At 39.4% G+C, this 21,401-nt stretch carries 16 protein-coding genes; 7 read left to right on the top strand and 9 right to left on the bottom strand.

Going from position 1 to position 21,401, the window contains the following annotated elements:
• The first annotated feature begins 188 nt into the window (after positions 1–188).
• Both ON073_RS08970 and ON073_RS08965 read left to right on the top strand, forming a co-directional pair.
• Positions 189–503, top strand: a complete 315-nt coding sequence (locus tag ON073_RS08970; protein WP_274761546.1) for a TraR/DksA family transcriptional regulator — start codon at positions 189–191, stop codon at positions 501–503.
• Between the two features lie 12 nt (positions 504–515).
• On the top strand, positions 516–764 hold the full coding sequence (locus ON073_RS08965; protein ID WP_038641193.1) for a YdcH family protein: 249 nt from the start codon (positions 516–518) through the stop codon (positions 762–764).
• Positions 765–826: 62 nt separating this feature from the next.
• Here the strand turns inward: ON073_RS08965 and ON073_RS08960 are convergent, their stop codons facing one another.
• Positions 827–1,537, bottom strand: a complete 711-nt coding sequence (locus ON073_RS08960) for a SapC family protein (protein WP_274761545.1) — start codon at positions 1,535–1,537, stop codon at positions 827–829.
• A 249-nt stretch (positions 1,538–1,786) separates the two neighbouring features.
• On the opposite strand from ON073_RS08960, the gene ON073_RS08955 reads away from it, so the two are divergent.
• From ON073_RS08955 to ON073_RS08945, 3 genes are read left to right on the top strand one after another with little or no spacing between them, the layout of a single operon-like run.
• Positions 1,787–3,331, top strand: a complete 1,545-nt coding sequence (locus tag ON073_RS08955) for a tryptophan halogenase family protein (RefSeq protein WP_274761544.1) — start codon at positions 1,787–1,789, stop codon at positions 3,329–3,331.
• Positions 3,332–3,338: 7 nt separating this feature from the next.
• Positions 3,339–4,838 carry a tryptophan halogenase family protein gene (locus tag ON073_RS08950; RefSeq protein ID WP_274761543.1) on the top strand — a complete coding sequence of 500 codons (1,500 nt, stop codon included), beginning with the start codon at positions 3,339–3,341 and terminating at the stop codon, positions 4,836–4,838.
• Between the two features lie 58 nt (positions 4,839–4,896).
• Positions 4,897–5,580 carry a DUF6445 family protein gene (locus ON073_RS08945; protein ID WP_274761542.1) on the top strand — a complete coding sequence of 228 codons (684 nt, stop codon included), beginning with the start codon at positions 4,897–4,899 and terminating at the stop codon, positions 5,578–5,580.
• A gap of 111 nt (positions 5,581–5,691) precedes the next feature.
• Here the strand turns inward: ON073_RS08945 and ON073_RS08940 are convergent, their stop codons facing one another.
• The 4 genes from ON073_RS08940 to pgi all read right to left on the bottom strand — a co-directional run bounded on the left by ON073_RS08940 (position 5,692) and on the right by pgi (position 13,691).
• Positions 5,692–8,292, bottom strand: coding sequence for a TonB-dependent receptor (locus tag ON073_RS08940; RefSeq protein ID WP_274761541.1), 2,601 nt, complete (start codon positions 8,290–8,292; stop codon positions 5,692–5,694).
• 873 nt (positions 8,293–9,165) lie between these two features.
• Positions 9,166–9,879: a 6-phosphogluconolactonase gene (gene pgl / locus ON073_RS08935; RefSeq protein WP_274761540.1), complete on the bottom strand. Its 714-nt coding sequence runs from the start codon at positions 9,877–9,879 to the stop codon at positions 9,166–9,168.
• Positions 9,879–11,348 carry a glucose-6-phosphate dehydrogenase gene (gene zwf, locus ON073_RS08930; RefSeq protein ID WP_274761539.1) on the bottom strand — a complete coding sequence of 490 codons (1,470 nt, stop codon included), beginning with the start codon at positions 11,346–11,348 and terminating at the stop codon, positions 9,879–9,881. Before zwf ends, pgl begins: the two co-directional genes overlap by 1 nt.
• A gap of 699 nt (positions 11,349–12,047) precedes the next feature.
• Positions 12,048–13,691: a glucose-6-phosphate isomerase gene (gene pgi, locus ON073_RS08925; protein WP_274761538.1), complete on the bottom strand. Its 1,644-nt coding sequence runs from the start codon at positions 13,689–13,691 to the stop codon at positions 12,048–12,050.
• Between the two features lie 288 nt (positions 13,692–13,979).
• Here pgi and ON073_RS08920 point away from each other — a divergent pair, with 288 nt between their 5' ends.
• Complete coding sequence (locus tag ON073_RS08920; RefSeq protein ID WP_274761537.1) at positions 13,980–15,008, top strand: LacI family DNA-binding transcriptional regulator; 1,029 nt, start codon at positions 13,980–13,982, stop codon at positions 15,006–15,008.
• Positions 15,009–15,102: 94 nt separating this feature from the next.
• Here ON073_RS08920 and ON073_RS08915 read toward each other — a convergent pair whose 3' ends face one another.
• Together ON073_RS08915 and ON073_RS08910 are read right to left on the bottom strand one after the other, a co-directional pair.
• Complete coding sequence (locus tag ON073_RS08915) at positions 15,103–16,950, bottom strand: aminotransferase class V-fold PLP-dependent enzyme (protein WP_274761536.1); 1,848 nt, start codon at positions 16,948–16,950, stop codon at positions 15,103–15,105.
• Positions 16,951–17,114: 164 nt separating this feature from the next.
• Positions 17,115–18,452 carry an ankyrin repeat domain-containing protein gene (locus ON073_RS08910; RefSeq protein WP_274761535.1) on the bottom strand — a complete coding sequence of 446 codons (1,338 nt, stop codon included), beginning with the start codon at positions 18,450–18,452 and terminating at the stop codon, positions 17,115–17,117.
• A gap of 133 nt (positions 18,453–18,585) precedes the next feature.
• Here ON073_RS08910 and ON073_RS08905 point away from each other — a divergent pair, with 133 nt between their 5' ends.
• A complete protein-coding gene (locus ON073_RS08905) occupies positions 18,586–18,765 on the top strand; it encodes a DUF2897 family protein (RefSeq protein ID WP_274761534.1) in 180 nt (59 codons plus the stop codon).
• On the opposite strand, the gene ON073_RS08900 is transcribed toward ON073_RS08905, so the two are convergent.
• Together ON073_RS08900 and bamC are read right to left on the bottom strand one after the other, a co-directional pair.
• Complete coding sequence (locus tag ON073_RS08900; RefSeq protein WP_274761533.1) at positions 18,762–20,162, bottom strand: YjiH family protein; 1,401 nt, start codon at positions 20,160–20,162, stop codon at positions 18,762–18,764. The two genes, ON073_RS08905 and ON073_RS08900, sit on opposite strands and share 4 nt — an antisense overlap.
• Positions 20,163–20,321: 159 nt before the next feature.
• The gene (bamC, locus tag ON073_RS08895; protein WP_274761532.1) at positions 20,322–21,386 is read right to left on the bottom strand and encodes an outer membrane protein assembly factor BamC; all 1,065 of its coding nucleotides are present in this window, start codon (positions 21,384–21,386) and stop codon (positions 20,322–20,324) included.
• Positions 21,387–21,401 lie beyond the last annotated feature (15 nt).

The following is a 21,401-nucleotide window of genomic DNA, read 5'->3' as shown; positions in this document are numbered from 1 at the left end:
GTCTAAATACCAAACAAGCTGCTGCAGAAATAGACAGCAAAGGTCAACACGCTCTAGGCAATTTGCAAGGCAAACGCGTCAATTTCAAGCATTTTCGATGAACCGCATAAACACAGTGTTTTTTTGTTCTAGATCAACGCAATTGCATCACAGCAGCGTAGATTAATAATTAAAGAATAGGAGGCGTTATGAACAAAAACGCGATTTTAATTGAGCTTAAAGAAAAGCAAATCGAACTAAGTAAACGCATTAATGCTATTGGTTCTGACTTTAAAAAAGGTCGTTCGCAAGATTTTGCTGAACAAGCCACTGAAAGTGAAAACGACCAAGTGCTCGATGGTATTCGTCACGAAGCAAATTTAGAACTTCAACAGGTCAATGCGGCCATCACTCGCTTAGAAAATGACAGCTATGGCATCTGTAGCCGTTGCGATAACCCAATATCAAGCGAGCGTTTAAACGCATTACCCTATGTACAAACTTGTATTAACTGTGCCCAATAAGGATTAACAACCATGTTTATCGAAAAACACGACATGCACCATGAATTCCCTGAATTTAATGAAGAAATTCGCGAATTAAAAATGACAAATGCGCACTTTTCTAAACTATTCAAAGAGTATCATGAGCTGGATCATGAAGTGATCCGCATCGAGGAAGGGGTTGAAAATACCACGGATGCGTACTTAGAAAAGCAGAAACTACGTCGTTTACACTTAAAAGATGAACTTTATTCAATGCTTAAAGCGCATAAAGAAAACTAAATACACACGCATAAAAAAAAGCGCCAATGGGCGCTTTTTTTATTAACGTTTCATAAGCTCAATTAAGCTTCTTGCTCTGCTTTAAGACGTGCAAGACGGTTAACTTGAGGCATTGACGTTAAGAATGAGTAGATTGGTGGTAAGTAGCCACGCTTACGAAGCTCTAAGAACTCTTCATCAGCCATTTCATTTAGCTTCTTCTCATCGATTAGGTAAATACCGTTGATATCGCGTTTCTCGCCTTTGATTTCTAGCGTTAGAGTTTGTGCGATAAGTAGCTCTTTATCTGCTAAGAATTTTGTGAATGCCGCTGTTACTTGCGAGAATTCAACAAAAGCAATTAAACCTTCTTTACGACGCTTAAGGTAATCTGTCTCTTCACCTTTCTCATCGAAAAGGGCATTACCTTCGTCTTTGTTTACAAGGTCACTTGACTCATTGATACCAACAAATAGTTGCTCTTCGTTTTCTGGGTTTTTGCTTAGTACTAATGGGTAACGCGTAAGTGCGTGTGGAAGGTAAGCACCCTGCCATTTCCCATCCTTAACAAATAAGTTTTCGTTTGGCTCTAAACCAAGCATTGCAACTGGCTGGAATTCACCTGTTTCGTTGTTTTTAACAAAAACAATTGGGTATTCGTTAGCTACACGCGCAAATTCGTGTGCAACAACTGGTACTAAATGTTGATCTTTAACTAGGTCTGTGTTGAAACCATTTTTAATTTTAACATCTTTGTGTTCAACATTATGAAGAGGCTTTACTACGTCCGTCATCTTACTGCTCCAATAGGATTCTAATTATTTATAATAGTGCTGCTAGGCTAGCGGTTTTGATTGTAAAAAGAAAGTAAAAACCTCGTTTCTTTTTAATGTATGTAAACGTCTATTCTTTACCTAACATTTCATTACAAAACGATATAAGGACGAACAATTATTTTTCAAGGGAACGGGTGACAAAAAGCGACAATTTGTGTCTAATTGATAACAATAAAACAGCGCTGTCATTTATTAAGTAGTGTCAAAATGCAAACAAAGCCGATTCAATCAATTATTATATTAGGTGGTGGTACAGCCGGTTGGCTGGCTGCTAATCATCTCGCAATTAATCTAAAACCTAAAGAGCGACAAGGTGTTAAGATTACCGTGATTGAATCTCCCGACACCCCAACCATTGGCGTGGGCGAAGGTACTGTGCCTTTGATGCGAAATACACTAAAAGAATTTGGTATCAGTGAAGAAAAATTTATTAAAGAGTGCGATGTTTCCTTTAAACAAGGCATTCAATTTGATAACTGGATGAAGCCAGTCGATGGCAAAATGCACTCTTACTACCACCCTTTCGACTACCCTATCTTAGATAATGATAGTGTTGCGGCTTGGTTACAAAACCCTGTAATGCCATTTGCTCATGCCATGAGTCGCCAAGCACTGTTGTGTGATAATCATAAATCTCCTAAGGCCATTACCGACCCAGAGTATGCTGGGCAAGCAGCTTATGGTTACCACTTAGATGCCTATAAATTTTCTGATTTACTTAAACACCATGCGATTGAGAATCTCGGTGTGGAGCATCTTGTGTCACATATTGAAGATGTGACACTTACCGATAGCGGCGAAATTAACAGCCTAATTAGTTTACAAGGTGACGTATTTAACGCTGATTTTTACCTTGATTGTTCAGGCTTTTGCAGCCGATTATTAGGGCAAGCATTAAATATTCCGTTTATTGAAAAAAGTGATGTGCTGTTTGTCGATAAAGCACTTGCTATTCAAGTCCCATATGACAGCGAACAACCTAAACTTCCCTCTTCGACTATTGCAACGGCATGTGATGCTGGTTGGATATGGGATATAGCGCTGCCAACCAGACGCGGCATAGGTCATGTATTTTCATCAAAGCATTGCACTTTAGATAAAGCAAAAGCCACGCTTGCCAAATATTTAAACACATCAGTAGATGAAATAAATCCACGCTTAATCGATATGAAAATTGGTCATCGTGAAAAGTTTTGGCATAAAAACTGTGTTGCAATTGGATTATCTCAAGGGTTTGTTGAACCACTTGAAGCAACTGGCTTGCTCGCTTTTGATGCGACCGCTAAATTACTTGCTAAATCCTTCCCTACCAATACATCACAATTAGCCGCAGCTGAAAAACGCTATAACTCCTATGTAGATGGTTTATGGCAAGGCGTCATTAACTTTATAAAAATGCATTATGCCGTATCAGACAGAGACGATACCGCATTTTGGCGTGATAATCGTGATACGGTTAGTTGGCCCTTAGAATTACAAGAAAAGCTTGAGCATTGGCGCACACATATTCCAAGCTTATATGATTTTGAACGCGGTTTTGATGCGTTTCGTTTAGAAAATTATTTATACGTTTTATACGGGATGAATTACCCGACCGAGATTGGGGATACCGCTTATCGTTATCAAGCACCTGAAAACGCTTCAAAACAATTTGAGTTAATTCAAAACCACGCTTTGAAGTTATCTGATTATTTGGAAGATAACCTAACAGTTATTAACAAAATCAAGCAATTTGGCTTAAGCAAGGTGTAAATACGGTATGGCAATTCCAAAGAAAATAGTAGTACTTGGCGGTGGCTCAGCTGGGTGGATGGCAGCAAGTCTTTTACATCACAGCTGGGCAAGTAAAGGGGTTGAAATCACCCTGATTGAATCCGACATGATTGGCGTTGTTGGCGTTGGTGAAGGCTCTACTCCCTCGTTAAAATATTTTTTTGAAAAGCTACAAATCGCCGAAAATGAATGGATGCCATTTTGTAATGCGACTTATAAGTGTGGCATAAGCTTCCCAAATTGGACTTCACATTTAGAAGAAAACGAATATTTTCATCCCTTTTACTCTGATCACGATTGGAAGACAGGCCAAGCGTTTATCCATAACTGTAACGTAAGACGCCAAGGGTATGACATTCAAACAAGGCCAAATCATTACTGGTTACAAGCTAAACTAGCTAAAAATAATCTCAGCCCTAAACTCAAAAAACCGCAAAATAAAGAGCTAGATTATGGCTATCATTTTGATTCGCAAAAGTTAGGGGAATTTTTAAAAAATCGCGCTATTAAGCTAGGTATAAAGCACATTATTGGCACCGTAGACGTTGTTAATAATGATAATAAGGGTGTACAAAGCCTAACATTAAGCTGTGGTAAAACCATCAACGGCGATTTATTTATCGATGCCACAGGTTTTGCCAGTTTATTGCTACAAAAAACGCTTAAGGTGCCTTTTATTTCTTACGAAGATTATTTATTGAATGATAGTGCTATTGCTATTCCAACCGAAACGTTAACAGATGACGATATTTCTCCACAAACGGTTTCTCGCGCATTAAGTGCTGGTTGGGCATGGACAATTCCGCTTAGAAACCGAAACGGTAATGGCTATGTGTATAGTAGTAAATATATTTCGCCTGAAGATGCTGAAGCAGAATTACGTGCTTATTTAGGTATTAGTGAGCGCGATGATATTAAAGCACGTCATATTAAAATGCGTTTAGGGCGTGTTGCCAAACACTGGCATTTAAATGTGCTCGGTGTCGGATTATCACAAGGATTTATTGAACCGTTAGAAGCCACAGCATTAAGCTGTATTCAATACACTGTTGAACATTTTATTGAAACTATAGAAACAGGCGCTGATATAACAACACTGCAAGAACCATTTAACCAGCAGATCAATACTGTTTATGACGCGATTCGGGACTATATCAGTGCCCATTATCGATTAAACACCCGAGATGACAGCGCTTATTGGCGAGACAACCGAGCTGCTGAATCTCCAGAAAAATTATCAAAAATTCTCATGTCTTGGGATGATCCATCTAGCCAGTTCGAAAGTACATTACAAAAGTTAAATGCGGAAGTAATGTATTTTTCACCAAGTTGGTATTGTTTGCTTGCAGGTAAGGGAAGATTTACCCAATCAGCTCACGCACTGCCCCAATCAGTTAAAACCGCAAATGTGGCTGATATTGATAATTACTGTGAGCAACAATCAACACATTTCAAACCGCACTCTCATGCCCTTAACAGTGATTAATCATTAATTGTTAATTATTAGTCAAGGGACCTGACTATTTATTTAATAAAGGATTATTTTGTTCTCTATCAACACACAATTTGTTGTGTCTGAATCATATATTTCAGGCACAGACCATAAAATTATAATAATTGATGATGCATTTAATGAATTAGATAAAATCATTAACTATGCTAACAACACCGCTTATTATCAGCCTCCAGGAAAAGACGGGACGCTCTATCCTGGCAGTCGCGACGAAATGCCAGCCCCCTACTATCACGCGTTCTCGTCGCTTTTATCGCGAGTTTTTCCATCGAGTGTAGAACATCAAGTTGCTCGCTGCTGGTTATCAAAAATTACGGTTAAACCTGACCAACTTTCACCCATGCAAACCATGCCACACTATGATTCTCTGCTACGTGAAGATATGGCAGCGGTGCACTATTTATCCGGCAATGAGTTAGGTGGCACCAATTTTTATCGCTATCGGAATAGTAAGAACCTAATGCTTTCGAAAAATGATGAACCAATAATTTTGGAGATGTTAAAACAGCATCAATCATCGAAGGCAAAAGGATACATTGAGCAGTCTAACGAGGTATTTGAGAAAGTGCACAGTGTAGAAGCCAAGCCTAACCGTGTCGTTATTTACTCTGGCAATATTTTACACAGTCCATCTGTTACTGCGCGTGTTGAATTCGATAAAAAAAGTCCGAATAGTCGTACCTCGATTAATTCGTTTTTTAAACGTTTAAATTAATCTTTTGTATTGCTATAAGACTAGGAAAAAGGCTCAGCACATCACTTTGGTATAAGCCAGCAAACCAAAGTTTAGAACATAAAAAACTTTTTATAAGCATTAACTTTTAGCTTAGAAGCGGAAAGCAACACCCACTTTATAGCGTGCTTCACCTTCGAAGCTCCACGCTGGGTAACCGTTACGAAGGTCAGCTTTAACTTCTGCATCACCTGTCGCAGTACCAATTTGGATGCTGTCTTCTTCAGTGATGTTAACAGCTTCAAATGTTAGGTCTAGGTAATCAGTAACAGAGTACTTAGCTGTTAGGTCAAGTGTACCGTAGTCTTGGTGCTCACGGTTACCGTAGAAACCAGGTAATTCACGTACCATGTACTCTGAACGCCAGTTATACGCTAAACGTACACTGTATGTTTCAGTCTCATAGTAACCAACTAAGTTAACTGTGTGATCTGAAGAATCAGAGAATAGTTCGATACGGTCTGGGAAGTTTTCCGCAGGCGCTTCTGAATCTACGTAAGTATAGTTAGCTTGGTAACCAAAACCATTTTCGAAGCCATCTTGAATTTGTAGCTCTAGACCTTGGATTTCACCACCAGAACCAGTGCCTTTAGTTGCAACAGTCCAGTTATCTAGACCTGTATCAGGGTCGATGATACCAACACTTTGGTTAAGCTTTTGGTCAACCTTAGTGAATGATGAGATATCTTTGATGAAGTAAGTAGCACTGATCATGCCGTCGCCATCAAAGTAGTATTCAACACCTAAGTCTGCTTGAGTTGCTTTGAATGGCTCAAGACCGATATTACCAGTAGTAATAACTTCGTTACCTAACGTACCATCTTCATAACCAGCTAATGTAGAAGCTGCAAACATATCAGTGTAATTAGCACGTGACATTACTTGCGCTGCTGAGAAACGTAAGATTACGTCTTGCGTTAGGTCAAATGCAACGTTAACACTTGGTAATACTTCACTGTAATCAGCAGTATCAGTGCTTAAGCTATTTGCATAGTTACCTTGCGCATCAAGTGCATAGTAATCAGATGATGCATCAGTTGAAACATAACGAATACCGAAGTTACCACGTACACCTTCACCTGAGAAATCAGCCATAGCGTAAAGTGAAATATTTTCTTCGTTTACTGTACCGTAACCAGACTTGTAAGCAATTGATGTGTTATCGAAGCTAGTAATTGCTGCATAACCATCTGCTAACATTTGGTCTAGGTTAGGGTTAGGTAGAGTGAAACCTGCACCTGAAGAAACTGTGCCTGAATAGTAGTGTGACGCATCGTATGCTGGGATGCTATCAACTAAGTTTGCAGTGTAAGTTTCTTGTTTAACATCGTGATCAGCCCAACGGAAACCTGTTTTGATTGCAGTGATAGCACCAAAATCAACTGGGAATTTTAAGTCAAACTGTGCATATGTTTCTTCATCAGAGTTAGGTTGCTTTTTAAGTGCCCAACCAGCAGAAGATAACTGACCTTGGAAGTCATCTGCAGTGAAGTGTTTGTTAGCAATATCAATCTTAATTACATCACCAGTTGCATCATAAGTACCCGCGTAATCAGCTGGTGTACCTAACCAGAAACCGTAGTTTGAAGTAAGATCTGTACCACCGTCAGATTGTGTATTACCTACACGACCTTCAAGTTCAAAGTTTTCGCCAACATATTTAAAGTCGAAGTCAACAGTGTCAGATGTCATCGAGCCTGCACGGCCCCATGTTTGCGCCCAACCAGGGTTTGCACCAGTACCTGTACGACGGTAGAAAGTACATGTACCATCAGCATTTACTGATTCACATGCAGCTTCTTTATCATCTGGGAAAATAGCAAATAACGACGTGTTTGCGTTGTTTGCTGAAAGCTCAAGGCTCATGATGTTTAAGCCGAACTCTAGGTTGTCAGTTGGACGGTATTGGAACGCAGCATTGATTGCTGTGCGCTCACGCTCTTGTTGGAAAGTTGTAGGAACGATGTCACCCCAACCAACAAGTGATTCGATACCGTTACGTTGGTAATTAGTTTCTGAGTAAGCAGCAGCAACTAATGCACCAAATGTCTCGTTGTCGTTTTTCCAGCTGTATAAACCAGAAACTTCAGGATCTGTCTCTTCAGAAATTGTACCGTAGTCAGCTTTAACGCTACCGTAGATAGTGTTTGCATCTAAATCTAACGGCTTACGTGTATTAACGATAACAGTACCACCAATACCACCTTCTACAACGTCAGCTTGTGACGACTTGTATACTTCGATACCGCCAACCATTTCAGGTGGAAGAAGTGTGTAGTTAAAGCTACGGTCGATAGCTTGTTGGTCGTACCAACCAGTTGAAGCAACTGAGTGACCGTTAAGAAGTGTACGTGTTAATTGTGCAGATGCACCACGAATTGAAACCTGCTGACCTTGACCGAATGCACGGTTAACAGCGATACCAGAAATACGACCAAGTGCTTCACCTACATCGCTATCTGGAAATTTACCAACATCTTCTGCTGAAACTGCATCTACTACAGAGTCAGAGAAACGTTTTGTATTAAGAGAAGCTTCTAGTGAACGGCGAATACCGCGTACTTCAATTACTTCTACATCTTCTTTTGCTTGAACTTCTGAATCAGCTGCAACAGCAACGCCTGAAAAACCAGCGCCCATTGCTAAACCGATGTTAACTGCTAATAAGCTTTTTTTGAAATTTTTAGCTAACACAGGATTCCCCTTGAATCATTTTGTTTTGGTTTAATTCACTTTCTGCCCAGTGAGGATGACAGCGTTGTCATCTACTAACAAACCTTACACGTAAAATTACAATATCGCTACAATTTTTTTTGCATTTTTTAAACAATTTCACCCTTTCATATATAACAAAAGAGAACAATTTATTTACAAACGCAATAAAAAAACAACATAACCCCTTGTAATTAAAGGGCTCGCGATAGAAATACTATAACACAGGGTAAATAATATCTGTAAAGTTAAATATGTAAGAAAAGTTTATTATTCGAGAGGTCGGATCTGATAAGTGCGACTACAAAGTAGTAACAAAAAAGTTCAGGCAATAATTTTTTATTGCCTGATTAAGCGCTTTGCTCAACTTAGTTGGTTAAACCTAGTTAGCTAATTGAGGGCCCCTATCACTGGGCAGAATGATAGAAGTGGAGCCCTCAAATCTTAATTCATTTAATTTAGGGGAAACACAAATGACAGCGCTGTCATTTGTTAACAAGGATAATAAAGACACCGGTGTCATTTGTCTAGCGTTATTTTATTTTTTTATACGGTTTTAAGGTAATTTTGATTTTAAAACTGTAAAAACGACGTTATCTGTGATTAAAAAATCAAAAAGTGATTCAATAAGTGCGCAAATTTTAGTTTTTGCCCTGACGAACCAAAAAAAGAAACTTTCTTGTAATAGCTAATTTGAGTTGAAGAAATGATGTTTTATACACTAAAGGGGCGCCTGCCCTATTTTAGCCGAAATGCATTACCCAATTTTAATTAAAGAATGGCTCACAGTATTCAGAGCAAAAAAAATGCCCAAACCTAGGTTTGGGCATTTCAGTTATATAAAACAGTTTTACTTTAAGCTGTCCAATACACTTCAACAGGGACATCGGTTTGCTGTAAAATAGCACGAAGCGGCATATCAGCAACTTCCCCACCTGCTTTTGCTTCTTTATAAACAGCCAGCTTTTCTTCGCCGCTGATAAGTAGCTTGATCACTTTCGATTGTAAAATTGCAGCACGTGTTAATGTCATGCGTTCAGTAATATCACCTGTTACTTCACTTTTAATAGCTTCAATTGCAGCAACCAAATCTGATGTTGTAAGCGCATTATCAAGACCTTCAGCGTGCGGGAATAATGATGCAGTGTGACCATCAGGTCCCATACCTAATATAGTTACATCAAAGCTCGGTTTAAGTTCCGCATACGCTTTTTGACACTCAGGCTGACCTAACTGTGCCGACTCAGCTTCATTTTTCATCGTAACTAAATTTGCAACAGCCGCTTTATCTTGTAATAACGTTGATTTGATAAATGCTTCATTGCTTTTATCGTGATCCGCATCCACCCATCGCTCATCTACCATGGCAATATCGATTTTATCCCATGCCATATCTAAACCGCTTAAATAGCGATAAGCAGGCGCCGGTGATGAACCACCAGAAACCATCAGTACAGCACGGCCGTCTTGTTCAATACCCTGTGCTAAACATGCAGCTAAGTCTTCACCAAGTGCTTTATTGTAAGCATCTTTTGAATCAAAAAACTTTTCAATAATATTGGCTGACATTAGTCTTTGCTCCCTGCGTTGTACCAAGTATGGTTATTCTCGGCTAACAGTTCATCGGCATCATCAGGCCCCCAAGTACCTGCACGGTATAGTGCTGGCATGCCCGCTGTTTTCCAGTGGTTAATAATTGGATCAATCCACGCCCATGCTTGACGTACTTCATCACGGTGAATAAATAGAGACGCATTACCCGCAGCTGCATCTAGCATTAAGCGCTTATAAGCATCAGAATGGAAACCGTTCTCGTAGTTTTTCGATAAATCTAAATCAAGCGTCACAGGCTCTAATTGCATTTCTAAGTTGTCTAAGCGCTTAGACATTAACGTTAATTGAATGCTTTCTTCTGGCTGCAGGCGAATAACCAAACGGTTTGGTTGAATACCACCTACTGTTTCATCATATACATTGTGCGATACATTTTTGTATTCAACGATAATTTCAGCACAACGCTTTTTCATACGTTTACCTGTTCTTAGATAGAAAGGAACGCCTGACCAACGCCAGTTATCAATGTGCGCACGGATAGCAACAAAGGTTTCAGTTTCGCTGTTTTCACCAAGTTCTTCTAGATAACCTGGTACTAATTTATCATCTAACTGACCTGGCACATATTGGCCGCGCACTGTATTTGCTTCAACATCGGCATCTACAAGCGGACGCAATGCTTCTAATACTTTTAACTTCTCAGTGCGAATGCTTTTAGCTGAAAGTTTATTCGGTGACTCCATTGCCACCAAGCATAGTAATTGTAATAAGTGGTTTTGCACCATATCGCGAAGTGCACCAGCTTTATCGTAGAAACCAGCACGGCTTTCTAGACCAACCGTCTCAGAAATACTAATTTGGATATTATCAATGGTTTTCGCGTCCCACATGTTTTCAAACATCACATTTGAAAAACGCAGTGCCATTAAGTTTTGAACCGTTTCTTTACCTAAATAGTGGTCAATACGGTAGATTTGGCTTTCTTTGAAGTATTCTGCAATCTTCGCGTTAATTTCTTCTGCAGAGGCGCCACAATAACCAATTGGCTTTTCAACAACAACACGTGTTGATTCAGTAATCAATTGGTTATCTGAAAGTAGCTCACTACAGCGGCCATAAACAGCAGGTGGTAATGAATAATAAAAAACGCGAGCCTTGTCTTCTGCGTCGGCTTCTAAAAACTCTTTTAATACAAGCCAATTATCATCTTGCTCGGTAACGTTAACGACGATTGGTTTTAAAAAGGTAGCAAATGCCTTCCAGTCTTTGCTGTTGTATTCACCTTTGCCAAGAAATGATTTTAGGCTTTCTTGCACTTTATCAATAAATTCTTGTTCGTTTGCTAATGCCCTAACCGTTGGCACAATTCGTGTCCCTTCCGGTAAATTTCCTTCTTGATAAGCACGGTACATCGCAGGTAGCAGTTTTCTAAGTGATAAATCACCGCCACCACCAAAAATAACTATATCGAATGGGTTTAGCATATTTGTTCTCTTGGTTTTAATAACTTGTTGTTAAGTACAAAATAGAAGTTGTTTTAGTTCGCTATGTTAGCACTAATTGCGATTTGGGTAAGCAATTTATACATGCTAATTTATAATGAATTCGTATGTAACTGATTAACGATTGAAATGTAATCTGAAAAAGAGTTTTCAGGAGTAACGATGCTCTCACCCACCGTTACCCCTGAATACTCAGCGCTACTCAGTTCACTTAGTTAAACGGATATGAGCATTGGAAACGTCAACTCTCTCACCAATTGACGTCCCAATCGACTCAGCGCTACCCGTTCAAAGGTATTTGTTTACTTTGAAAATCTAAAAGAGTGCTCTTCAAAGTGTATTGTGTGCAAATTTGTGCTGTTTTTGTGGCTCAACAGCTGTTGGTAGAAAGGAGTTTTGGGAACATCAACTCTCTCACCAATTGAAGTCCCAAATAACTCAGCGCTACCCGTTCAAAGGTATTCTTTTAAAAGCGACCTATCGCTTTTTATATTCTGTTGCCGAATGCGCATTCTCACATTCAGTTTAAACGGATAAGAGTTTTGGAAGCGGCAACTCTCTCACCAATTGACGCTCCCATTAACTCAGCGCTACCCGTTCAAAGGTATTTTGAGCAACTGCTGCTAGCAGAAAAGCCGCGCAGTTTATCTTAATATCAGGCTATAAACCCTGACATTTATCCTATTTTTGACGCTTATTTTTATATAAAGCGATTAAACCCGCGGTTGAACTATCGTGCTCAAAGCGCTCGTCTGTCTCTAATTCTTTTTGAATCGCGTTTGCCAGGCCTTTACCAAGCTCAACACCCCATTGATCAAATGAGCAAATCTCTAAAATAATGCCTTGGCAGAAAATTTTGTGTTCGTATAGCGCAATTAATCGACCTAGATGTTTCGCATCAATTTTATCGAGTAAAATTGAAGTCGTTGGGCGATTGCCTTTATGAACTTTATGTTCAACCAATGCATCTATTTGCGCTTGAGATAATCCTTTGTCTGCCAAGTCAGCAATAACTTGCTCTTTTGTAACACCAGTCATCATGGCTTCTGTTTGCGCAAAAAAGTTTGCCATTAGAATTTCATGATGATTATTAACGTCTGTCACAGGTGTGATTGAACCAATAAAGTCTGCTGGCACAATCGTAGTACCTTGGTGAAGATACTGATAAAACGCATGCTGACCATTAATTCCTGTCATACCCCAAATCAGTGGCACGCTAGTATAATCAATCGCTTTGCCATCAAATGTCACTGACTTACCATTACTTTCCATTTCCGCTTGCTGTAAATATGCCGGTAACATATGCATGCTTTGGTCATATGGCAAAATAGCTTGCGCTCGCGCATTTAAAAAGCTGGTATTCCACACGCTTAAAAGCGCCATTAACACTGGAATGTTGTCTTCAAATTTTGCATTTAAAAAGTGCTCGTCTACTTCAAAGGCGCCTTCAAGTAGTTCAACAAAAATATCAAAACCGAGGTAAAGGGCGATTGGTAAACCAATTGCTGACCACATCGAGAAACGACCACCAACCCAATCCCACATGGTAAATACATTGTCAGGATTAATACCAAATTCAGATGTTTTTTCTAAGTTGGTACTTACCGCAGCAAAATGTTTGGCAACGGCTGAGTCACAACCTGCTGCATTTTTTAACCACGCAACCGCAGTTTTTGCGTTTGCCATGGTTTCAGAGGTTGTAAATGTTTTACTCGAAATAACAAATAAGGTCGTTTCTGGGTCTACCTTAGCGAGCACGCTTGCGATTTGCATACCGTCAGCATTTGATGCGTAGTGCACATCAATTGTGTTATCTGCATAAGCAGCTAACGCTTCAGTCGCCATTTGCGGACCTAAGTTAGAGCCACCTACACCAATACTAACCACATCAGTGATACGTTTTCCGGTATAGCCTAACCACTCACCACTGCGTACTTTTTCAGTAAATGCTTTAATTTTTGCAAGTTCGCTATTCACCGCGTCAACAACGTTTTCACCATCCACATAAACAGCTTGGTTATTACGTTTGCGAAGTGCTGTATGTAACACCGCACGATTTTCAGTGAAGTTAATTTTTTCACCTGAAAACATTTTGTCGCGCCACGAAGCCAAATCAACTTCATTTGCCAGTTCTAATAACGCTTTTTTAACATCTTGAGTAATGAGGTTTTTTGAGTAATCAAAGAAAACACCGTCAATGTGCGTTGAAAAGCGTTCAAATCGCTCTGCATCATTAGCAAACAAATCAACTAAGTGTTGTTGTTTTAACTCACTTGCTAGACCTGCTAGTGTTTGCCAACTTGCTAAAGAAGAACGACCACTCATATTTTACCTTTACTCTATTTATACTTATGCATGTATTTGAACCTTGAATTTAGTCAAACACTTGCTAAAGTTACTACTTGTTAAATTTTGTACGTTAACAATAAGTAAAAATGACAACGCTGTCAATTGACAATTTCAACTTTTTGACACCGGTATCAATCAGCTCGATTCTGTATAAAATATGAAACATAACTACAGACTTGAAAAAAAAACAGTTAGAATGGCAACTTGTGTGCTATTTCTCCTATGCGTTATGCAGGAACCATCAGCAAAAGAAATAATAACAATATGAAAGTCACCATAAACGATGTTGCTCGCCTCGCTGGCGTATCAATGAAAACTGTGTCTCGTGTTATGAATAACGAGCCATCGGTTAGAAAAAAAACCTCAGATAAGGTTATGGCTGCGGTAAAAGAACTCAACTACAAGCCGAATTTAGCAGCGCGTAGTTTAGCGGGAACCAAATCATTTGCCATTGGCTTAGTGTACAGCAACCCTAACGCTTATTATGTTATTGATATGCAAAATGGGATCTTATCGCGCTGCAAAGAAGAAGGCTATGAACTGCTTATTCACCCTTGCAGTAGCACTGATGAAAACGTATTAGACGAAATACAAACCATGATTGAGCGTTCTCGCTTGTCAGGCTTAGTATTAACGCCTCCCCTATCGGAGCGTGAGGATGTCATTGAGTTACTTGATTCACTGAACATTAACTACGTACGTATTTTGTCAGGTCGTGAACCAACTGAACAAGAAGGTAAGTCAAATGCCATCTTTGTAAATGACCACGATGCCGCATACCAAATTACTGAACATCTTATTTCACTCGGACATAAACACATTGCATTTATTACCGGTGAAGAAGAGCACAAATCAACACTTGAACGTTTAGCAGGATACAAGGCCGCTTTGAGCGAACATAATATTTCCCTTGATGAATCTCTGATTTTCCCAGGCAAATATTCATTCGAATCAGGTGTGGAAGGTGCAAAAGCAATCATGGCTAAAAACAGTAAAGTGACTGCCATTTTTGCTTGTAACGATGAAATCGCAGCGGGTGCATTATTTGCATCTCGCTTGATGGACATTAAAATCCCAGAACAATTATCTATTACTGGATTTGAGGATTCACCCTTCTCAAAACAGACATGGCCAAAGCTGACAACAGCACATCAGTCAAACCAAGATATTGCAACACAAGCCGCTAAACTTTTATTTGCAAATAGTCGCCCGACTAAAATCAAAGAAGAAAAAATGGCTGTTTGTTTTACGCCAGAATTAGTTGTTCGTGATTCAACAGGGCACATTGCCTAACGTTATATTTGACCAAAGCGTGATGACTATAAGGTCAACACGCTCTAATAAAAAGCAGCGATTTCGCTGCTTTTTTATGGGTGTTAAAGCCTTTTTAGATAAACGCAACGCCACCTGCAAGATTGGTCAGGTTAGTAAAGCCAAATTCATTCAATAATGCACAACAGGCTTTTGAGCGGCGACCACTTCTGCACACCAAAACATAACGCTTTGATTGCGCTAATCGCCCTTCTATCATTTCATTAAATAAGCGGTGACTTGGGATATTACTTATCATATCACTTGGAATATTTAAGAAGTCCCCTAATTCACCTTCTTGATGTTCGTAATTTTCACGAATATCCACAATCCCATCTACTTGCTCGGCAACCAGCGCCTGTTTAAGTGATGCACTGTTAATTTCAGTAATAGTCTCGCAAGGCAAAAATTGTAATGGCATTTCAATGCGCTGGTTATTACTATGTTTGTAAAGCATGCCTTGATTAATTTCAACACCAAAATCAAGCAAGTGCGCGTCATGTTTTAAGTCATATTGCTTCGCGTTAGCAAAAATAGCAGCAACGTCAGTATCGACATTAACTAATCCCGTTACTCTTAACCCTTGATTTTTAATTAATCGTTCAATCTTTCCCAGCTCGCTTGTTTTTGCGTTAATCAAAAGAGCATTTAGAGACTCATTGACAATCACATACATGATTTCGTTATTCAGTACATACTGATTTACACCAACAGCACACGGGGTTTCTTTGCTTCTCTCAAATAGCATACAGGCGTTTGCTAACTTGTCTTTTAACGAGCGAATACGCTCACACGCATTATTAATTTCTTGCTCTGTTGCCATGGGGCCAAACGATAAGCGAATAGCATTTTCACTTTGCCAAGGCGCTAAATTCATCGCATCTAATACAAAGCTACTCGCTGCCCCCGAACTGCATGCAGAACCTGCACTTACACGAATACTAGCAGCATCAAATAAGTTCATCACTTCACTGCCCGCAATATTTGCAACACTAAAATTAAGCGTCGTCGGTACAGAAACATCAAAGTCATTGTTAAACACAATTTCATCAAAAGTATATGAAAGCGCTTCGGCAAGGTCTGCGCGGTAGCGTTTTAATGTTTCTAATGGTTTGAATACGTTGTTTGTATTATCCAGCATCAGTTCAAATAATTTTTTCAGTCCTGCAATGCCCGGTAAATTTTCGGTGCCAGAGCGCGCACCACTTTCTTGACCACCACCTGCAATAAACGGTGTTAATGGTGCATTTTCGCTTAAGTATAAAAAGCCAATACCTTTTGGCGCATACAGTTTATGACCAGAAAACGGCGCGTAGTTAATGCTGGTTTTATCAAGATTCAGCGCTTGCTTACCAAGGCCTTGTACACAATCCACCATCCAAAACACATTTGGATTATTATCACGGATCACTTTGTCTAGCGCTGCGATGTCCTGTGTGGCACCCGTTTCATTATTTACGATCATGGTGCAGATCATCAGCGCATTTTCGATGTGCTGAGCAATAAAATCATGATCTAAAATACCTTTGCTATCCACAGGGATTGCAATTACCTCAGCATTAATTTCGAGTAATTCATTCCAATGTTTTAAAGTGTTGGGTACCGCTTTGTGTTCTGTTGCACCATAAAGTAAAACCGGTTTTTCAATATTATGAGATTTAGCAGCAATTAATGCAGACACAACCGACGTTTGAATGCCTTCTGTAGCGCCAGATGTAAATAACAATCGGCCTTTTTCTGTGCCGATAAGTTTTTTTCCTAAGTTACGCGTGTCTTCCATTAAACGCTTAGCTTTTAAGCCAGTAATGTGTGACGATGATGGGTTGCCAAATTCAACTTCCATACAATGCATTACCTCTTTGGCAATATCACTGTAAACCGGTGTAGTTGCGTTGGCGTCTAAATAAATTAACGACTGGCTCATACTTACTGCTTTATTACTTAATGGAATATCTTATAACATTATTTCAAACATCCTCTTTAAAGGCTAATAATATTTCGTTTTGAAGTGGCCACTTTTTATAAAGCTTTTAGTAAAAACAAAAAAGGCCACTTTCACAGTGGCCTTTTTCGGAATAAATATAACGGCTAGCTCAGTACAGTTGTAAGAATAATCAATAATAATAACAGTGCCAGAATCAAGCACACAGGTGATAAAAAACGAATAACACTTAATGCAAATGGGTGTTTAATATTGGGATATAAATTACTGCGCTTGAGCGAAAGTGCATACGCAAATGCACCTAACGAAATTAGCGTTGAAACAATGCTTATTTCTGTTTTGATTGAAATTGAGTCTGAGAAAATTAAAAAGATCTGTAGTGGCAACATAAAACATACCAAAGCATGTAATAAATGCACCATCTGGATCAGCTTTAGCTGTCCTTCTTCACTTAGTTCTTTGATGCCAAATTTATGCTCAAAGTGTTTAATCACCTCAGGTAATTCTAGCTCAACCGCTAAGCGATACGGCGTAAGGCCCTCAGCGTCTTTTTGCTGATAGTTAACACCACCGTTGAGTGCTTTGCTGATAATATCTAAGCTGCGTGCACGTACGGCAAAATGCAGTAAGTTATTACCTTTTAAATCACACTCGCCTGCGCGCTCTTTGGTAAGGAGTGCATCAAACACATTGGCGAATCCTTGCTTTGCAGACCAAATTAACGCTGTTAAGCCGTCTTCATCTGTGATCTGCCCTTTTGCACCTTGCTCAATAAAGCGCATACATAAGCTCTGCTTCGCATCTTCTTGAGAAATATGAGACAACAGCGCACGCTCTAATAAACGGTTATCTACTTCGCCATCTGAAAGTGCAAGTAACAAATCAAAAAAGTCTTCACCTTGCCTTAATCTGTCGGCAATTTCTTCTGCTAATAGGTTTGTATCATCGCTCAAGTTACTTTTGATAAAAGGAAGTGCAACTTCACGAAAATCGTCATCGGCCCAAATCGCTAAAACATCATCTTGGCTTAGCGGCATGCCCAGCTTCAAAAATTGCTGAAACAGTTTAAACAATCTTAAATGCATGCACAGAGAAGTCAGTGTCAACTCGCTTTGCATTGCAACTTGTTGCCCTATTGACGCATATTGATCAATACGTGATAAAAGCAATTCACTGGTAGCTTCTTTACTACCTAGTTGTTGCTGCAAATGCTGTAATGCCGATTCAATGTATTGCTGGGCAGTATCATCATATTCAAAAATATGCTGATAAAAACACTGCTCAAAAGGCTCTGCCGGTTTTTGCCATAACAGGTAGTACAAAGGGGGTAAAACACTTGTGCTGATGCCCTGCGCATCTTTGGTCACTTCACACTTTGGCCAAGCTTCAAGTGCGTCTAAAATAAACGCGCCATTTTGCTCCAATAAGCCTTTTAATAAAAGTGGATAAGCCTCAGGCCAAACTAATACTCGCTCAAGTGACAACGCCGTGCTCCATAAGAATTTAAATTACGCGAAACGCGCTAATAGTAACAACTATTTAATTGATGAAAAAGAACTTATTAAGTTCCATTTACTGGGTTAAAATTAAAGAAAACCACTATAAAGGGGTAATTTAATGAGTATCTGGGCCACTATCTTAATAATTGCAATCGTGCTTGGAGTTGTATGGAGCAATATTGCGCTGTTAAAACATTCAGCAAAGATGGATATGAAGAACTTTAATCAAGACCCAATTGAAAAGGCTCGCCGTTCTTTAGAAGAAAAACAACGAGCCGAAAAAGATCAAGAAAATTAACCTACTAGCCAATGACCCATTAAAGCAATCACTGGTAATGTTACTAAGGTACGCAAGATAAAAATTATAAATAACTCAAAGATATTTACTGGAATTTTGCTACCAAGTAACAGTGCTCCAACCTCAGACATATAAATAAGTTGAGTAACACTCATTGCTGCAACCACAAAGCGTGTCAGCTCACTACTGATATTTTGTGCCGCTAAAATTGACGGAATAAACATATCAGCAAAACCAACAACCACTGTTTGTGCCGCTTTTTCTGCTTCTGGAATTTGCATTAATTCAAACAATGGAATAAATGGTGTACCTAACCATTGAAATACTGGCGTATATTCAGCGATTACTAAAGCGATAGTACCAATCGCCATCACCACAGGAAGTACTGCAAACACCATATCAACTGCATTTTTAACACCGTCAATCATGGTTTCTCTGATAGTTTGAGCATGACGCGCTTTATCAAGCGCAACATCAAGTGAATGTTTAAAAAGCGTTTTGCCCTCTGGCAATGCTTCTGGGTTACCCTTTACTTCTTCACCATCAATGTAGATATCTTTTTTGTATCTAAGTGGAGGTAAACGCGGCACAATCAATGCAGCAGCAATACCAGCCATACAAACAGTCAAATAAAACGGTGCAAATAAGTGAGCCAGTTTCACTTGGCCAATTACCACTAAACAGAAAGTAATCGAAACTGCTGAAAACGTTGTACCAATAATTGCAGCTTCTCGCTGGGTATAGTGTTTTTCTTCGTACTGCTTTGCGGTCATTAAAATACCGACACTGCCATCGCCTAACCAAGATGCAACACAGTTAACTGCACTGCGTCCCGGCACACCAAATAGTGGGCGCATAACTTTAGTAAGCAAAGTACCCACTAATTCAAGCAAACCAAAATTCAGTAATAATGGCAGTAACATTCCCGCAAGAATAAATACTGAAAATAGAATTGGCATTAGCTCATGCAGTACTAGGCCACCAACAGAATCAGAGTAGATTTCAACGGTTGTATTGCCAATAGTAAAAGCACCCGCTTTCAAATAGGTCATCAGCACAAAAATTGCACCGAGAGTGCGCGCTACTAACCAAATTGGGCTAACAATGAGCAAATGACGAATAAAGCTGCCTTCTTTTAAAAACTTAGGCTTGAGAGCTGTAGCCAGAATCGACACCACCGCCATCAACACAATCACCGTTGTCACAATTAATGTGATGTGTTCAGCCAATAAGCCTTTTAAAAGCTTCGCTAAAATAGCAATTGGAATAGTAAATTCACCGCCATGATTAATGGGTGTCATAAATAAAAACACACCAATTAATGAGGGAATGAGGAAAATCATTATGGTCGCAAAATTACTGCGAGGTGCAGTGGTGTTATTAGCTTCCAAACTCATACTTGTTACCTTTAAAGTGATAGCGGTAATCGATTTGCATAACTGTGCCAACAATATGCATAACCATTTACTTAATTTCTATTACATTCGCTATTTTTAACTACCGATTAAAAGCAAAAAAGAGCCAATGGCTCTTTTTTACTCAACCTTCAAAAATATTTATTGAACGTCAACACCACGCTCTTTCAGCATTGCAAGAATCACCTGCAAGGTATCGCTTAGCGTACCTGGTTCAAGCGTTTCGCCTTCTGAATCAAGCCAAGTGATTGATGTGCCACCTGTTTTAGTCTCTGAAACGACTAGCTGATATTGTCCAGCTTCAAGTGGTAATTTACGTACATCATCACCCCAAATTGAATCCCAAACACTTTCATCTGGTGACTCATACGTTGCGAAAATAACATTGCGCGATTGTTCAATCTCATCAATGTTGAAGCCAACTCGCTCAAGGAAACCTGGAAAGCGTTCAAAAATATCACGCGTTTTTTGCTCAGTTACAAATGCCGCGTTACCTTTATCATCAAAGCCCATTTGCAGCGATACAATGCCGCGAGCTTTGTTAAGCTCTACCAGTAATTGACGGTAGTTAAAGTCAAACTGTTCAATAAATGCATTCAGTGCTGCTACTTCTAAACGCTGTTGCAATACGCCAGTTAAGTCATCATATTTCGATGCAAAATCAGCAAGTTCTACTTTTACCGATGCGGTACGTTTATGCTCTTCAGACTCAACAATAAACTTGAATTTTTGGCGAGATAATTCGCGCTCTTCTTGCCACCACCAAACATCGACTGGCTTCTCAATTGAATGCCAGTTAGTGGTAATATAGTTTTCGGCTTTGTTCTCAGCTGTTACTTGGCGTTCAATAAACAAATCATCAATTGCTTGCCAAATAAAGCTTTCTAAATCTTGAATACCTTCGTTTTTATCAAAGAAAATTCGCGCTTCTTTGTCGCCTTCATTAATCCATGAACCCTGAGCAAAAGTAAGTACTTGAGCAGGCGCTTTTACAAGATACTCAGCACTTTCTTCTGCTGATTGGTACTGCGCAACGGTAAGATCATATGCGGGATCTTGATATGGTTTAGATAGGTGACTAGGCACTTTAAGTTCATCATTAACACGGTAATTGCGTTTATGATGCGAATCATTGGTAAACACTGAACACGCTGTAATCGCCATTGAAATAGCGACCACCAATGAATTTCGGATCCAATACTGCACAAATTTCTCCTTGGT

The sequence above is a fragment of the Pseudoalteromonas sp. G4 genome (genome assembly GCF_028875915.1).
Taxonomy (GTDB): Bacteria; Pseudomonadota; Gammaproteobacteria; order Enterobacterales; family Alteromonadaceae; genus Pseudoalteromonas.
This window is presented reverse-complemented; position numbering and strand designations above follow the sequence as displayed.

What these genes read in the sequence shown, in the direction of transcription:
- ON073_RS08915 (WP_274761536.1), bottom strand. Translation starts at nt 16,950, where the DNA reads ATGAGCCAGTCGTTAATTTATTTAGACGCCAACGCAACTACACCGGTT.
- pgi (WP_274761538.1), bottom strand. Translation starts at nt 13,691, where the DNA reads ATGAGTGGTCGTTCTTCTTTAGCAAGTTGGCAAACACTAGCAGGTCTA.
- ON073_RS08965 (WP_038641193.1), top strand. Translation starts at nt 516, where the DNA reads ATGTTTATCGAAAAACACGACATGCACCATGAATTCCCTGAATTTAAT.
- ON073_RS08955 (WP_274761544.1), top strand. Translation starts at nt 1,787, where the DNA reads ATGCAAACAAAGCCGATTCAATCAATTATTATATTAGGTGGTGGTACA.
- ON073_RS08920 (WP_274761537.1), top strand. Translation starts at nt 13,980, where the DNA reads ATGAAAGTCACCATAAACGATGTTGCTCGCCTCGCTGGCGTATCAATG.
- ON073_RS08970 (WP_274761546.1), top strand. Translation starts at nt 189, where the DNA reads ATGAACAAAAACGCGATTTTAATTGAGCTTAAAGAAAAGCAAATCGAA.
- zwf (WP_274761539.1), bottom strand. Translation starts at nt 11,348, where the DNA reads ATGCTAAACCCATTCGATATAGTTATTTTTGGTGGTGGCGGTGATTTA.
- ON073_RS08960 (WP_274761545.1), bottom strand. Translation starts at nt 1,537, where the DNA reads ATGACGGACGTAGTAAAGCCTCTTCATAATGTTGAACACAAAGATGTT.
- ON073_RS08905 (WP_274761534.1), top strand. Translation starts at nt 18,586, where the DNA reads ATGAGTATCTGGGCCACTATCTTAATAATTGCAATCGTGCTTGGAGTT.
- ON073_RS08950 (WP_274761543.1), top strand. Translation starts at nt 3,339, where the DNA reads ATGGCAATTCCAAAGAAAATAGTAGTACTTGGCGGTGGCTCAGCTGGG.
- ON073_RS08900 (WP_274761533.1), bottom strand. Translation starts at nt 20,162, where the DNA reads ATGAGTTTGGAAGCTAATAACACCACTGCACCTCGCAGTAATTTTGCG.
- pgl (WP_274761540.1), bottom strand. Translation starts at nt 9,879, where the DNA reads ATGTCAGCCAATATTATTGAAAAGTTTTTTGATTCAAAAGATGCTTAC.